Source organism: Rossellomorea sp. NRS-1567 (genome assembly GCF_050467885.1).
In the GTDB taxonomy this organism is placed as follows: Bacteria; Bacillota; Bacilli; order Bacillales; family Bacillaceae_B; genus Rossellomorea; species Rossellomorea aquimaris_C.
This window is the reverse complement of sequence record NZ_JBITPL010000019.1, coordinates 38319-52202: the sequence shown is the minus strand read 5'-3', so window position 1 is coordinate 52202 and position 13884 is coordinate 38319. Positions and strand designations below refer to the sequence as shown.

Below are 13884 nucleotides of genomic sequence, written 5' to 3'. Positions count from 1 at the left end.
ATGAGAACAAAACCAGATCGAATCATCTCAATACTTTTACTAGTTTTTGCCGGGGTCTATTTAGCTCTCAGCTTTCAGCTTCCTGCATTTCCATACGCCATTATCGATAGCGATGTCCTTCCAAAAGGGCTTGGATTCCTGCTCATTATTTTAGCGGTTGTTTTGTTCTTCCAGGCGAAGGATGATACAGAAGAAGATAAGAAAAGACGTTATGTAAAAAAAGAAGATGTCATCATTCTTTTATCGGTATTAGGAGCACTGCTCGTATATATTTTTTTATTGGAACCGATAGGATTTCTATTATCCACTATTCTATTTTTGTTAGTAATCCCGTTTGTATTGGGATTCAAAAAGAAACTCACAACGGTATTAGTGGCCTTTCTTTTTTCAGGCATCATGTATTATTCATTTAACTATTTACTTAACATTACATTACCACAGGGGATTCTACCCTTTTAGGAGGTGACGGGCATGATTGAAAGTATATTATATGGATTTCAAGTAGCTTTCACACCGGAAAACTTATTTTTCGCATTTATTGGGGTATTGGCTGGTACAATTATCGGGATGCTGCCTGGATTGGGTCCGATCAGCGCCATTGCGATCATGATTCCCCTTAGTTATGGGATGTCACCTGCTTCTGCCTTGATCCTGATGGCAGGGGTTTATTACGGTGCCGTGTTTGGCGGCTCTACTTCTTCGATCCTATTAAATGCCCCTGGTATTTCAGGGACAGTGGCGACAGCATTTGACGGATATCCCATGGCAAAGCAGGGGAAGGCAGGTAAAGCACTTGCCATAGCCGCCATTTCGTCTTTTGCGGGTGGAACAATAAGTGTGGTGGCACTTATGCTGGTCGCTCCTTATATGGCTAAGCTTGCCATTACGTTTGGCCCTACTGAATATTTCGCTCTAATGCTTCTGGGGCTGACAGCGATATCGAGTTTATCTGAAGGGTCCACCAATAAAGCACTGATCTCGGCGACGATTGGATTGATCATCGCAACTGTCGGTATTGATCAGCAAACAGGTACACAGCGTTTCACATTCGGGAACGAGGGTTTATTAGAGGGGATCGACTTTCTGATCATTGCATTAGGATTATTTGCACTTTCCGAGGTTTGTCAGTTAATTATCTCACGGAATGAAAATACGTTGAAAGGGAAGAGTGCTGTTGGCAGTTTAAAGCTTGAGAAGCAGGAATTAAAGGAGATGGCAGGACCGATTGGCCGTCATTCCGTCCTTGGTTTTATATTGGGAGTCCTGCCTGGAGCAGGGGCAACGATCGCTTCATTCCTTTCCTATATTTCAGAGAAACGTTTATCCAAAGATCCATCTTCTTTTGGAAAAGGGAATATCAAGGGACTGGCCGCTCCTGAAACCTCCAATAATGCTGCGACAAGCGGGGCATTCGTTCCCTTGTTAACATTAGGGATACCAGGTTCTGGAACCACTGCTGTACTATTGGGTGCTTTACTTGTTGTAGGAGTGCAGCCGGGGCCATTGATGCTTCAGGATCACCCGGACGTATTCTGGGGAGTCATTGCAAGTATGTATATCGGAAATCTATTTCTATTGGTACTTAACTTACCGCTCATCCCGGTACTAGCAAAAATCTTATATATTCCGAAGCAGCTGTTGATCGCATTGATCATCGTGTTCTGTTTAATAGGGGTATACGCAGTCAGCTTCAACACGTTCCATCTTTACTTGCTTGTAGGATTTGGTGTGTTAGGCTATTTGTTGAAAATGTTCAAATTCCCTGCGCCGCCATTTATTCTGGCGTTTATATTGGGGGGGATGATGGAGCAATCCTTCAGACAGGCGATGACGATCTCAAACGGATCTTACAGTGTGTTTTTTCAAAGTAATATCACCATCGGATTGCTGATCGTTTCATTCCTTTCACTTGTGCTCCCTACCATTTTAGGATTTACGAGAAGAGGGAAGGCCACGGAAAGTCAGGATCTGAAGAAAGAAGCGTGATCAATAGAAAAGCAGTGAAGCCTCAATGCCTCACTGCTTTTCTCTTATTCTTGAAAGAAATATTTTCTCTGAGGTCTCCCGACACCTCCATAGGTAAGTTCCACTTTGATTTTCTTTTGGGAAACAAGATACTCCAGATAGCGCCTGGCCGTTGTACGGGTCACGCCGACTTCCCCTGCCATTTCCTCAGCCGTATAGCCCAGGCTGTGATGTGTTCCTATCCTTTTGAGTATGGATTCCAATGTAATCGTATCGATCCCTTTCGGGGGTAGTTGGACGGTTTGAATGTTACTCGTACTTTTCTTTCTATTAAATAAAGTGTCTACTTCATGTTGATTTTCTACTTGAGAATCATTCATTCTCTCTTTATACTGTTGATATTTTAATAAAGTATCCTGAAATCGGTTAAAGATAATGGGTTTCAGTATATAATCGAATGCCCCGCCACGGATGGCATTGGAGATATGCTCGGTTTCCTTTGCTGCTGTTACGAGGATGACATCTGTGCTGCGGTAATGTTTTCTGATCTCCCATAGAAACTCACTGCCGGTTCCATCAGGAAAGTAGACGTCAAGTAAGATTAAATCAGGATTAACAACAGGTAAGACGTTTTTTGCTTCTGCAATGGTAGTGGCAATCCCGCCTACCTGAAATCTTTCCATTTGAGCGATGTACTGGCTGTTGATTTCAGCTGTTTGAATATCATCTTCTATAATGAATACGTTCCACTTACGCAATACTTTCTCCCCCTAATGTTGCTTTGGAATACTAATCGTAAACCATGCGCCCCCAAGCTCACTATCTTCTACTGTTATGTACCCGTTCAGATGCTCCACACTTCTTTGCACCAGATGAAGACCGATGCCCCTGTCTTTACCGGCTTTTGTAGAATAGCCCCTTTCAAAAATTGAGTCTATATCCTGGATTCCTGCACCACTGTCTTCTATTTCAAAAATAAAATCATCACCTAAATCAGTCAGAAACAATTGAACCCACCTGTTGTGTAGTGGCTGGGATAAGACCTCTTCAAAGGCGTTATCAAGAATGTTCCCAATGATGGTAATCAATTTTTCCTGCTGTACATCTATAAGTGGTGTTGTAATTGAGCTATCAGGATGAATCGAGAACGAGACCTTCAACTCTTGAGAACGATTATATTTTCCAATGATCAGGCCTGCCAGGACAGGGTCAGGAACCGCTTTCAATAGAAATTGAATTAAGTCTTCATATCCAGAGGATTCCTCCTGTATGAGGGCTAACGCCTCTTCATGATGATGAAGTTGAATGAGACCTGCAATCGTATTCAGTTTGTTTCTGTATTCATGGGTCTGTGAGCGCAATATACCTGCATACTCTTGAACCTGGGACAGTTCTTTCGTGAGCTGATCGATTTCATCTTTTCTTCTGAAGCTGGCTACCACCCCGACGATTTCATCCTCTTCAAAAATAGGGAGCCTGTTGACGATGAGGTCATGATGATTTAATGAAATCTCATCATCGAGCCGGCTTTCTCGCGTTTCCAATACATCCATCATTTTCGTATCGGGAATGACTTCTAGAATGTGTCTTCCCCTATTGGAGGATTGATGATCAAGAGCCAGGATACTGTGAGCTCTAGCATTTATTTCAGTAATCGATCCATGTTGATCGATTGCAATGATTCCTTCCCGGACCGATTCGATGATGGCCCGCTTTTCCTTGAACTGCATGGCAATTTCAGCAGGCTCTAAACCGAAAATCGCCTTTTTGATCCCTTTCCCAATAAAAAAGGAGCCGATGATGCCGATTAATAGGATGACGGCAACTAGAAACAATACCTTTGTACGGTACGGAATGACGATGTCGTGGATATTGTCTTCAAGAAAACCAACGGACACGACTCCTATAATTTCATTTTGGGTGTTTTTGATCGGAACTTTTCCTCTGACAGACGGTCCTAATGAACCGGTGGCGTGAGAAACATAGGACTCACCCTGTATCAATGCTCTTTCATTATCCCCGCCGACCATCTTCTTCCCGAGCCGTTGAGGCATGGGGTGAGAATAGCGAACAGAGTCTCTATTGCCGACCACAATAAAGGTGGCCCCTGTTTCTTTTCGAATATCTTCTACCAGAGGCTGGATGATCTCTTCTGGCTGATTCGTCTTAAAGGCTTCGATAACAGCAGGCATCTTGGATACAGACTGTGCCACCGCCAAGGCTTGCTTTCCTTTCAAATCCGTCAGCGTATCAGATAACATTCTAAAGAAAATAATCGACAGGGATAAAATCAAAATCGAAAGAAGTGCTAATACAATAACGATAATCTTAGATTGAAGTGAGAACTTTTTCATTTCAGGTTCCTTCTTTTCGGAAAATTCTATTATTACTAGAATAAAAGAGTTGATGGGTTTGTACAAGGGGAGATGAGAATCTACTATAGATGAGTTTTAAACATACAACACGTGGTATATGAAACATAGTACAAGAAAGAGGAGGATTAACAACGTTTTGGCAAGCATCGTTACAATCGGAGCCATCATTTTCATCCTGGTAAACTTAATCTATTTCTTTAAGGATAAGCATTTCAAATACAGTTATTTTAGTACAACGCTTTTTTATAAGCTGTTTTTCGTACTTTTCAGTATCATGATCGCATTTGCTGTACTCTATTATGTCCTGTCGTTTGAGAATCCGATGCTTCGTGTCAGTTCACCCAGTGGCAAGCCGGTAGAGCATACGTTTCTCAATTATCTCTATTATAGCGGGGTGACGATCCTGTCCGTCGGGTACGGAGATTATATCCCGACAGGCCACATCCGATTCTTTGCATTGCTTGAGGCAGCCATAGGATTGTTGCTTCCGACGGCCTATTTTATGAAGGTATTGGAGTCGAAGGGAAAAGAGAATAGGGAGAATGAATAGAAGAGGGGATCTGATAATGGTGTGAGCGTATACTCCACCAGAGTCAGATTCTTTTTTTGTTCCTTGCCAGCTTCTTTTATCATGAATAGAATAGAGAGGGAATGAAGGGTAAAGAAGGAGTGGCCGTAATAAACAAAATTAAGAAAATGATTTATATATTATTAGGTTTGCTATTTATGGGAATAGGGGTTGTAGGCATCGTGCTGCCTCTAATACCAACGACACCATTACTATTGTTATCATCCTTTTTCTTTGTAAGGGGATCCGAACGATTTGAGGTCTGGTTTAAAGGAACCAGTGTATATAACAAGCATTTAGAGGGTTTTATTCGTCATCGATCCATGACACTGCGCCAGAAGGTTACGCTGCTAATTTTTTCTGACATCATGATTCTCATACCGCTGATTTTATCGGATAGTTTGATGGTAAAGGTGATCCTGGGTTTGATCATTGTGTATAAGTATTACTATTTTATTTTTAAGATAAGGACTGTAGCAGTTAGGGGGGATTGATGGTGATGGGGTCATGGTGACTAGTTAATTTATCCTCAAAAACAGCGTGTACCAGGTACAAATGACATCCATTGTACCTGGTACACGCTATGAGTCAACTCCATTACATCCCCAAATTCGGCTTCACGACCATAAACCACAGCATAGCCAACAGAAGGATTAGATAAATCCAAACAGTCCGATTCAATTTCCCGACCAGCCATTCCCGGTCGGCGTCCTTCTCTGCAAACTTCCGTAGTGTCGGTGAGAACGCTCTTGCGAGAAAGAACAGGGAGCAGAACATAATGACAAGGGTCATGATGATCCACGGTGTACTCCACTTCCAAGGTCCGAGCAGAACCAGGAGAATTCCTGTTCCGACGAGCACGTGTCCCGCATGCTTGGAAAGTCGGACCGTGAAGCGGAACGTGTCCAAGTACGAAGGAAGCACGGACTCAGAAGCGGTCCGTAATTTTTTCATTATCGGCAATAGTATGAAAAATGGGCCGATGGAGGCCACGACGCTGATCACATGTAGATAGATGAGCGTTCTGTATAATAAATACTCCATCCGTCGTACTCTATTCGTTCACTAATGTGAATTCGTGCACCCATACTTTCATGCTCGGGTGCCATGGCATGCCTGGGTGATAAGAGAGGATGGCTTCTTTATATTCCTCAACAGTATTAAACCCTTCCTGCTTGGCATTATCATCTGTCAGCTCGCCTAGTGATTGGGAGTAGACGCTTTCTACTATGTATTTCTTTCCTTGAAGCTCCATGATTTCTCCAATATCAGCGTATCGTCCGTTTCTGCGGGTCGCCGTTTTCTCCCCCTTAAGCACTTTCTCAACGTCCTCAGATTTAGTAACCAAACGGTCGATCGTACACGTTTTTGGCGGCAGTTGTTGATTTGTCATTTTAAAAACCCCTTTCGACCTTTACTATAGCATAGTCCGGGTTAAGGAGGATGATCGATTACAAAAATTCAGCCTTAACTTAGAAGGAAGCCCTACCGCAACCCTTTCTCCATCTTCGTCATCATTTTGTTATTCTGAAAGGAAATCTGTCCGAATGAGTTACCAGTTTCACCGTCCCACACCATATCGATTTGGTAGGAAGGGGTTCCTTTTTTTCCGCTCTCACCCATTATTTTTCCTTCTCCGCCAATTAGTTCAATGGCTTCTTCTAGTTCCATCCCTTTTGTCACACCGTTAAATTCCTCAAGTGTGATGGCCCGGGTATTCTCTTTCGCTTCTTCGGAATTAGAACATCCGAAAAGAAATGAAAGTGAAAGGATTCCAATCATAACTCCATTACAATAGTTTCTCATTAATATATACCTCCTCATCTCTCATATCTGTGTAACGTTTTAAACTATAAAATTGTTTCACGAATCGAATTAATTTTCTGGCAGGGAACGTCACCTGGTGCTATGATGGGGGAATACTAAATACAGAAAGAAGGCCTCAGGGAGAAGTGAAAAAGTGGCAAACGTATTTGATACTTGTGTTCATCATGTTGATTTGGGGCTTTAATGTTCCTGCATTAAAGGTTTTGGTGAGTGAATTTACGCCGGTAACGATTACATCCCTTCGCATTTTTACGGCAGGGATTACGGTATTTATCGTTCTTGGTATCATGAGGAAAATAAGAAAACCAACGGCTAAAGAGTTCTTGTTCATTATCTCTGGTGGCTTGTTGAATGTGGTCAGTCATCATTACTTCTTATCGGTTGGTTTAACAGGCACGTCGTCGACAAACGGTGGTCTCATATTGGGAACCGGTCCGTTGTTGACTGCTTTAATGGCAACCATCATCCTGCGAAACCGGCCTACAGTGATTAAAATCATCGGGTTTCTGTCAGGGAGTGTCGGGGTTGCGATCATTGTGTTGTCAGGCGGAGAGGGATTAGGCGGACTTAAGACCGGGGATCTGTTTATCTTTATCTCCATTTTTTCTCAGGCCTTAAGCTTCATTATCATCAGTCGGGCAGCCAAAACTCTGGACCCCCGATTACTTACGGGTTATATGATGGTGTTCGGATCCATTGTCTTATTTGCCATTAGTCTGGTGACAGAGCCGGGAGCACTGAAGGAGTTAGGAAATGCCTCAAGCTCGATTTGGCTTCTATTCTTTGCTTCTGCCATTTTAGCTACGGCAGTAGGGCACATGATTTACAACCATTCAATCGGTAAAATTGGAGCCGCTGAAACATCGATTTTCCTGAATCTCAATACCTTTTTCTCCCTCGTAGGAGCAGCCATTTTTCTTAATGAAACCGTGACGATTTATCACCTGATAGGATTGGTGTTCATCGTGTTTGGAGTAGTATGCGGATCCGGTACGCTTGAAGAGATCGTCATCAGAAGAAAACAAAAGAGATTCTTAAAAGAAAAACAGAGACATCAGATGTAGATGTCTCTGTTTTTTTTATACGGTAGACATAATGGAATATAAAGCTACCTGCAAATGGCATGGCGGATAGTCCTCTTTCTTTCTGCCCATACTGAAGGAAAAGTAATCTCCGATGGGGTGGTTCGATGATTTACATATACAATGACTTTGGTGGGACTCATACAACGTCTCTCGCAGCAGCATATCACCTGCATATTCTAAAGCCTTCAAACAGCCCATTAACTAAGAACGTCATCCTCAATATTCCTTACTTTAACCAGCTGACGAAAAAAGAGGCCGGACAAATCCTTTTTCGCGGGATGGACGAAAAGAATAACCCCGTGTATACGATAGGAAGGAGATCATCAAAGTTTGTCGTACCAGCACTAACAGATTTGAGTACCATCCTGCTTAGAAGATATGGAGAAAGGGAGAAAATCATCATTTCCAACACCTCGCCGACTGTTCCTCCCCTCATGACAGCCGGGGGGTTCCTGTCCAGGGAGCTTGGAATCGATTGGATAGGTGTTCCTCTTCTCGTGAAAGGGGCTCAGCAATGCCACAATCTCATCTATCATCTCGTTGAGGAAACGAAACAAATGGCCAAAGCTTCCCATGAGCAGGTAGTTGTGTTGGAAAATGGAAAATATCAATATAAAATTGGAAAAAAACATATCTTCTGGATTAAATAAATATTATAATAAGTAAATAATACTAGGTAAAAGGTTTGTTTTGTAGAAGTTCAGGACGAATCGGATAGAACCATACATAAAGGTAATACTACAGTAAAAACGGAGGTGTCAACATTGGAAGGTAAACCATTTCACTATGATGGCAGTCACCATTTCGCAACAGGGGAAGCACAAGAGAACACTCCATTTGAACTAACAGACGAAATGAGAAAGAATATCGGGGGAAACCCTTTTGAAGCTTCCGGAGAGGAAGAGTAAGAAACGACTAAAACCTTTGATCAATCGGATGTTGTCTATCAGACAGCATTCTTTTTTTTTTTTGAGAACGCCTAACCTTGGATAATTCCATCTTTTTTTCACAAAATAATACAGCGGAAAATATGAGTGAAGGATGGATGAAGAATGGCACAAGTATTATATATTACGGCACATCCCCATGATGATACTCAATCGTATAGCATGGCGGTGGCGAAAGCATTTATGGATTCATATAAAGAAGTGAATCCTGACGATGAAGTGGTTCACATTGATCTATACCGTGAACATATTCCCCATATTGACGCTGATGTATTTAGTGGATGGGGGAAGCTACAAACGGGAAAAGGGTTTGAGGATCTTTCATCGGAAGAAAAGTCGAAAGTGAATCGTCTCAATGAATTATCAGAACAGTTTATTTCTGCTGACAAATATGTGTTCGTTACACCATTATGGAACTTCTCCTTCCCACCGGTGATGAAAGCGTATATTGACTCTGTAGCAGTTGCCGGTAAGTCGTTTAAGTATACAGAGCAGGGACCGGTCGGATTACTGACAGATAAGAAAGCTATCCATATTCAGGCACGTGGAGGCATTTACTCAGAGGGCCCTGCAGCCGGCATGGAAATGGGGCATCGTTACCTGGACATCATCATGCAGTTTTTCGGTGTACCTTCCTTCGAGGGTGTATTTGTGGAAGGGCATGCGGCCATGCCTGATAAAGCCCAGGAGATCAAAGAGAATGCCATTGCCAGAGCGAAGGATGCTGCTCATACATTTTAAACAACTAAGAAGAGCCTGAACATATGCGTTCAGGCTCTCTTTTTATAAAATGGCAGGCTTCTCAATCTCATTTCCTTTCGGCTCAGGGACGAAGGCAAGGATAACAAGTCCGATGATAAAGAGGACGACGAGACTGAAAACACCGCTATTGGACTCGCCTGTCACTTGGGCCGTGACGGCCACTAACAAAGGTCCGAGGATCGAAGCGAATTTACCGAAGATATTGTAAAAACCGAAGAATTCATTGGCGTTCTTCTTCGGGATTAATTTTGCAAAGTAAGCCCGACTCAATGCCTGGATGCCCCCTTGGGAAGAAGCAACCAACATGGCAAGGATCCAGAAGTCCATTGTGGTCTTCAGGAAATAAGCGTAAATGCAAACGATGATATAAACGCAAATTCCTACATACAGCATTTTTTTCCCGGTGAATCTCTCCGCCAATCTTCCGTATAGAATTGCAAATGGTCCAGCCACTACCTGAGTCACAAACAGGATGATCAAGAGGTTAGTGGAGGTGATCCCAAGATCCGATCCGTAAGCCGTAGACATCGTAATGATGGTGCCGACTCCGTCGATATAAAAGAAGTAAGCAAGAAGAAACAAAAATAATGCACGGTATTTCCTGATTTCTTTCATCGTTTTACCAAGGCGCTTAAAGCTATTGGCAACAGGGTTCTTCTCACGCTCGATAAAGTAGCGCTGGTGGACATTTTTTAGTAATGGGATGGCAAAGAGTCCCCACCATAAAGCGGTAATGACGAATGCGATTTTACTGGCGATGGTAACGGAGAAAGGAAGTACCCCATTTTGAGATAATATGATGATGGCGATGCTTATGATAAACGGAATCGTGCTCCCGATGTACCCGAATCCAAATCCACGGGATGACACCCGGTTCATCCGATCTTCTGTTGTTACGTCGGTTAAAAAGGCATCATAGAAAACATTGGAACCAGCTGAACCGACCGCTGCCACTGTATAAAAAATTAAGAGGAGCAGCCACTGATCACTGGGAACGAATGCGAGGAGGGCAGTGAATGTAACCCCGAGGGCAAAGAAGAAAGTAAAGAATTTCTTCTTGTAGCCTTCATAATCGGCAATCGTTCCGAGAATCGGACCAATCATAGCCAGGATAAAGGTGGCAATCGCGATGGTGTACCCTAAATAAGCAGTGGAATTAGCGGCACTGACTCCTGCGTTAGTAGCGGCAGCCTTATAGAATAGCGGAAAGACTGCGGTCGAAATGATAATGGAATACGCTGAATTTGCCCAGTCATAAAAGATCCAGCTGCTTTCTTCTTTTGAAAAACGCTTCATTGTTTTTCCCCCTAAGGATACAAAATCTCTTCTTTATATATCCAGCAATTCTCCGATCACTTTTCCATCTGTTGCCCCCAGACTAAGGCCGAGCAGGCGTGCTAGTGTCGGACCTTCATCTACTAAATGCATAAAAGGAATTTCAACATTTGACCGGATCCCTTTCCCGGAAGCCATGAAGATGGTGGAGTAGTCTTCTTTTTCAGGAGAATATCCGTGAGACCCATACGTATAACGCTTTTCCTTTACATCTTCCGGGGTGATCGTATGGATGAAGGATCCTTTAAGAGTATCTTTAAAATAAAAACCGATTCGTGCTTCCAGCATAAAGGTACAGTATTCATCGGCACCTTTTCTTCCGGCTTCTTCACCTGTGAGTATCTCTTCAATTCCATTGGACGGATCTATCTGCAATTGCTCCAATAGGGTTTGAACTGCTTGTTTCGTTTCAGAATCCTTCACGTACACATAGGCCGAGCCATCACATCCTTTGCAGTATGCTTTCCAGTCGATGACTTTTCCATGATCATTCACTGTGATCAACCCATTTTCCTTTAAAAGAACGTTTAATTGAATAGCCTGTGATTCATCCAATGCACTATGATCCCCAAGAGCGATAACCGTAGACTCTTCATAAATGCCGTTATCCTTCAAGGCTTTAATGATTCTTCCCAACCGGGCATCATGGCGGCGTATGGCCCCATGTGCTTCTTCGGAAGAAAACCCATGGTAATGACGCTGTGTATCAAGATCCGTAAAGTGCACAAGCAATAGGTTTGGCTTCTTCTTGATCGTTTCAACGGTGGATTCCAGAACGAAATCATCAAGTTCAGGTTGATTCAGACCTTTCCGTATGTGACCAAAGAGACGATTCATGTGTAATTGGTAGAGAGGACTTCCATTGAAAAGGGAAACAAGGATTTGATTATGCCAAGGCCGATTCGCGAAAATCTCGGGCATGTTGTAATCAATGTCCGCTTTCGCAGTCACAGGCCAGAGTAGAGCGGCTGTGGTCATATCTGCATTCTTGGCTTCGTCATACAATGTAGTACTCTTGACATGTCGTCGATGCCAATACCAATCCGGAGAAACCCGGCCAGGCTGAATGAGTGTATTATTCACAACACCGTGACAATTAGGAAGCTTACCGGTGACAATGGTGGCGTGACAGGGATAGGTCACAGAAGGATATATGGTCTCAACATTTTTGCAAAAGGATCCATGGGCAAGCAGTTCTTGAAAGTGAGGAAGACCTTTTAGAATGGGGTAATCCAAAGCAGATAAACAGTCGAAAGATATGACAATCAGGTAATCTGTAAGTCGAGTCATAAAGGCCTCCAGCTTTCGCGTAGGATTGTACTATATACCTATTAATATAGCAGAACATTCAGAATAAAAATATGAAATTTCGATTATGCTGACGTTAAGGGACCGTAAAGAAGGAAGAGACATATAAAAAAACAGAGATGGTATCCCATCCCTGCCCTTAGTTGAGCTATATTTTAAATCTTCACTTTTTCTCCGATTCGACTATCTTGCTTCACATCCAGGCTGCCTGAATATTCAACCGTATCAATGTCACAATTCTCACCGATTACAACATTTTTACCACGGACCAGTTTCGCCTTCGTGTTCTCAAGATAAACCTCATCACCTTCGATCAGTTCTGAAAATAAGTAGTCTTCCTTTTGGAGAAAGAAGTTGACCATTTGTTTGATCAGTCCGTTCGAGTTGTGGTGTTTCACTGCAATCGTTTCGCCTCCGATTTCTTTAATGGAGGATTCATGATTGATTTCAATCTGAATACGGTCAGCATTCAACAGCCCTTCGATATGGACCGAGCCTGAAGAAGTGAAGGTTTCGACCTCACAATCCTTTTCTACTCGTAAAGAGCCGCTTGCTTTAATCGATCCGCCTTGGATCCTTCCTCCAACCTTACACGATCCGCTCACCTTGAATGTCTTAAAGATAAGGTCTTTCGAAACAATGCTTGAACCACTTGTGTTCATTTCAACAGCCATCACAGAGCCTTCATTTTTGGAGCTTCCACTTGTTGTAATTGTTTCTGCTTTTGTATCCCCTTTAATGGTGGAAGAACCGCTCGTTTTAATGTATCCCGCTTTTACGTCACCTGAAATCGTACCGGAACCTGAAATTTTAAGCTCATGGCAGTCGATGTCGCCAACGATCTTTCCACTTCCACTGATTTTTACCGCATCGAATTTTCCTCCGCCGGACGTTCCGGATCCACTGATCTTCAAGTCATGCAGTTCTTTGTTTTCCACTGTATTCATTCTTTTCTCCTCCAGTTCAGGGACGTCATACCCCTTTTGTATTCGTTAACGTGATTTTCAATTCTTCCATCATCTGTTGTAAATCGAATTTCAATACGGCCTGTGCTAAATGGTCAGCAAGCAATTCGGAATGAAGAGGAAGGAGCATCCATATATATTCCTCTCCTTTACGAAGACCTACAAGTTCAAGGGCAGAATCTTTCAGTGGAGTGAACTTCTCATGAAGAAAGAGAAATAAAGTTTGCAGTTCTTCTCTTGGGACTTGTATCCTTTTCGCCTTCTCAATAATCAACATATTTAATATATCTGGAAACTCAAATACCTTTCTTACCGGTAGAAGTGTTGTACAGAAGGATAAGGTATCTTCCGATAGAATGTTATGAGAAGGTAATTCATCTGCACGGACTTCAATTTTAGTTGGATTTGGTGAAAAGAAATCGGATAGTTCATCCAGTGAATAATCATCCTTCATCTCTTTGATTGTATCGATGCGTGAGAGCATTTTTTCCCTGGGAAAGAACGTTTCCTGACCCGTGAAGCTGGATTTCTTAATAAACCAACTCTCCGGAATAATGTTCTTTCGTTTCCAACGGTAGAGCTGGCCATACGAAATCCCGGTCCGTTCCAATACTTCCTTCTTAGAAATAAGATCTGTTTCCAATGAGGAATCACCTCTTATCTGTAACAAAACATTGTTACGTTACTTTAAAGTTAGTTTAACAGAACAATGTTACGTTAGTAAAGATATTATTGGGAAATTTTCAA

The 13884-nt window shown here is 42.6% G+C and carries 17 protein-coding genes; 8 read left to right on the top strand and 9 right to left on the bottom strand.

Annotation, left to right across the window (positions count from 1 at the left end; all coding sequences use genetic code 11):
* A complete protein-coding gene (locus ACIFOD_RS15350) occupies nt 1-459 on the top strand; it encodes a tripartite tricarboxylate transporter TctB family protein (RefSeq protein WP_430315339.1) in 459 nt (152 codons plus the stop codon).
* 12 nt (nt 460-471) lie between these two features.
* Nucleotides 472-1986 carry a tripartite tricarboxylate transporter permease gene (locus ACIFOD_RS15345; RefSeq protein ID WP_430315338.1) on the top strand — a complete coding sequence of 505 codons (1515 nt, stop codon included), beginning with the start codon at nt 472-474 and terminating at the stop codon, nt 1984-1986.
* A gap of 44 nt (nt 1987-2030) precedes the next feature.
* Here ACIFOD_RS15345 and ACIFOD_RS15340 read toward each other — a convergent pair whose 3' ends face one another.
* Together ACIFOD_RS15340 and ACIFOD_RS15335 are read right to left on the bottom strand one after the other, a co-directional pair.
* Complete coding sequence (locus tag ACIFOD_RS15340) at nt 2031-2723, bottom strand: response regulator (RefSeq protein WP_430315337.1); 693 nt, start codon at nt 2721-2723, stop codon at nt 2031-2033.
* A gap of 12 nt (nt 2724-2735) precedes the next feature.
* Complete coding sequence (locus tag ACIFOD_RS15335) at nt 2736-4319, bottom strand: ATP-binding protein (RefSeq protein ID WP_430315336.1); 1584 nt, start codon at nt 4317-4319, stop codon at nt 2736-2738.
* 157 nt (nt 4320-4476) lie between these two features.
* Between ACIFOD_RS15335 and ACIFOD_RS15330 the strand changes: the two genes are divergently transcribed.
* Nucleotides 4477-4890 carry an ion channel gene (locus ACIFOD_RS15330; RefSeq protein ID WP_430315335.1) on the top strand — a complete coding sequence of 138 codons (414 nt, stop codon included), beginning with the start codon at nt 4477-4479 and terminating at the stop codon, nt 4888-4890.
* 146 nt (nt 4891-5036) lie between these two features.
* Entirely contained in the window at nt 5037-5402 is a 366-nt protein-coding gene (locus ACIFOD_RS15325) for a YbaN family protein (RefSeq protein WP_430315334.1), read from the top strand.
* Between the two features lie 103 nt (nt 5403-5505).
* On the opposite strand, the gene ACIFOD_RS15320 is transcribed toward ACIFOD_RS15325, so the two are convergent.
* From ACIFOD_RS15320 to ACIFOD_RS15310, 3 genes are all read right to left on the bottom strand, one after another.
* Entirely contained in the window at nt 5506-5952 is a 447-nt protein-coding gene (locus ACIFOD_RS15320) for a hypothetical protein (RefSeq protein WP_430315333.1), read from the bottom strand.
* Nucleotides 5953-5962: 10 nt separating this feature from the next.
* The gene (locus ACIFOD_RS15315; protein WP_430315332.1) at nt 5963-6301 is read right to left on the bottom strand and encodes an ASCH domain-containing protein; all 339 of its coding nucleotides are present in this window, start codon (nt 6299-6301) and stop codon (nt 5963-5965) included.
* 92 nt (nt 6302-6393) lie between these two features.
* Nucleotides 6394-6714 carry a hypothetical protein gene (locus ACIFOD_RS15310; RefSeq protein WP_430315331.1) on the bottom strand — a complete coding sequence of 107 codons (321 nt, stop codon included), beginning with the start codon at nt 6712-6714 and terminating at the stop codon, nt 6394-6396.
* A gap of 146 nt (nt 6715-6860) precedes the next feature.
* On the opposite strand from ACIFOD_RS15310, the gene ACIFOD_RS15305 reads away from it, so the two are divergent.
* The 4 genes from ACIFOD_RS15305 (at nt 6861) to ACIFOD_RS15290 (ending at nt 9508) form a co-directional block, all read left to right on the top strand.
* Entirely contained in the window at nt 6861-7799 is a 939-nt protein-coding gene (locus tag ACIFOD_RS15305) for a DMT family transporter (protein WP_430315330.1), read from the top strand.
* Between the two features lie 125 nt (nt 7800-7924).
* Entirely contained in the window at nt 7925-8470 is a 546-nt protein-coding gene (locus ACIFOD_RS15300) for a DUF3189 family protein (protein ID WP_430315329.1), read from the top strand.
* Between the two features lie 114 nt (nt 8471-8584).
* Nucleotides 8585-8728: a hypothetical protein gene (locus ACIFOD_RS15295; RefSeq protein WP_181778147.1), complete on the top strand. Its 144-nt coding sequence runs from the start codon at nt 8585-8587 to the stop codon at nt 8726-8728.
* Nucleotides 8729-8872: 144 nt separating this feature from the next.
* Entirely contained in the window at nt 8873-9508 is a 636-nt protein-coding gene (locus ACIFOD_RS15290) for an FMN-dependent NADH-azoreductase (protein ID WP_430315328.1), read from the top strand.
* Between the two features lie 42 nt (nt 9509-9550).
* Here the strand turns inward: ACIFOD_RS15290 and ACIFOD_RS15285 are convergent, their stop codons facing one another.
* The 4 genes from ACIFOD_RS15285 to ACIFOD_RS15270 all read right to left on the bottom strand — a co-directional run bounded on the left by ACIFOD_RS15285 (nt 9551) and on the right by ACIFOD_RS15270 (nt 13780).
* On the bottom strand, nt 9551-10825 hold the full coding sequence (locus ACIFOD_RS15285; RefSeq protein WP_430315327.1) for an MFS transporter: 1275 nt from the start codon (nt 10823-10825) through the stop codon (nt 9551-9553).
* A 33-nt stretch (nt 10826-10858) separates the two neighbouring features.
* Nucleotides 10859-12154, bottom strand: a complete 1296-nt coding sequence (locus ACIFOD_RS15280; protein WP_430315326.1) for an alkaline phosphatase family protein — start codon at nt 12152-12154, stop codon at nt 10859-10861.
* Between the two features lie 173 nt (nt 12155-12327).
* Nucleotides 12328-13119: a hypothetical protein gene (locus ACIFOD_RS15275; RefSeq protein WP_430315325.1), complete on the bottom strand. Its 792-nt coding sequence runs from the start codon at nt 13117-13119 to the stop codon at nt 12328-12330.
* A gap of 25 nt (nt 13120-13144) precedes the next feature.
* On the bottom strand, nt 13145-13780 hold the full coding sequence (locus ACIFOD_RS15270; protein ID WP_430315324.1) for a DUF4004 family protein: 636 nt from the start codon (nt 13778-13780) through the stop codon (nt 13145-13147).
* Nucleotides 13781-13884 lie beyond the last annotated feature (104 nt).

Bases quoted from the DNA above. Each gene is read 5' to 3' on its own strand.
- ACIFOD_RS15325 (WP_430315334.1), top strand. From the start codon at position 5,037: ATGATTTATATATTATTAGGTTTGCTATTTATGGGAATAGGGGTTGTA.
- ACIFOD_RS15320 (WP_430315333.1), bottom strand. From the start codon at position 5,952: ATGGAGTATTTATTATACAGAACGCTCATCTATCTACATGTGATCAGC.
- ACIFOD_RS15300 (WP_430315329.1), top strand. From the start codon at position 7,925: ATGATTTACATATACAATGACTTTGGTGGGACTCATACAACGTCTCTC.
- ACIFOD_RS15280 (WP_430315326.1), bottom strand. From the start codon at position 12,154: ATGACTCGACTTACAGATTACCTGATTGTCATATCTTTCGACTGTTTA.
- ACIFOD_RS15275 (WP_430315325.1), bottom strand. From the start codon at position 13,119: ATGAATACAGTGGAAAACAAAGAACTGCATGACTTGAAGATCAGTGGA.
- ACIFOD_RS15335 (WP_430315336.1), bottom strand. From the start codon at position 4,319: ATGAAAAAGTTCTCACTTCAATCTAAGATTATCGTTATTGTATTAGCA.
- ACIFOD_RS15310 (WP_430315331.1), bottom strand. From the start codon at position 6,714: ATGAGAAACTATTGTAATGGAGTTATGATTGGAATCCTTTCACTTTCA.
- ACIFOD_RS15350 (WP_430315339.1), top strand. From the start codon at position 1: ATGAGAACAAAACCAGATCGAATCATCTCAATACTTTTACTAGTTTTT.
- ACIFOD_RS15345 (WP_430315338.1), top strand. From the start codon at position 472: ATGATTGAAAGTATATTATATGGATTTCAAGTAGCTTTCACACCGGAA.
- ACIFOD_RS15290 (WP_430315328.1), top strand. From the start codon at position 8,873: ATGGCACAAGTATTATATATTACGGCACATCCCCATGATGATACTCAA.
- ACIFOD_RS15285 (WP_430315327.1), bottom strand. From the start codon at position 10,825: ATGAAGCGTTTTTCAAAAGAAGAAAGCAGCTGGATCTTTTATGACTGG.
- ACIFOD_RS15315 (WP_430315332.1), bottom strand. From the start codon at position 6,301: ATGACAAATCAACAACTGCCGCCAAAAACGTGTACGATCGACCGTTTG.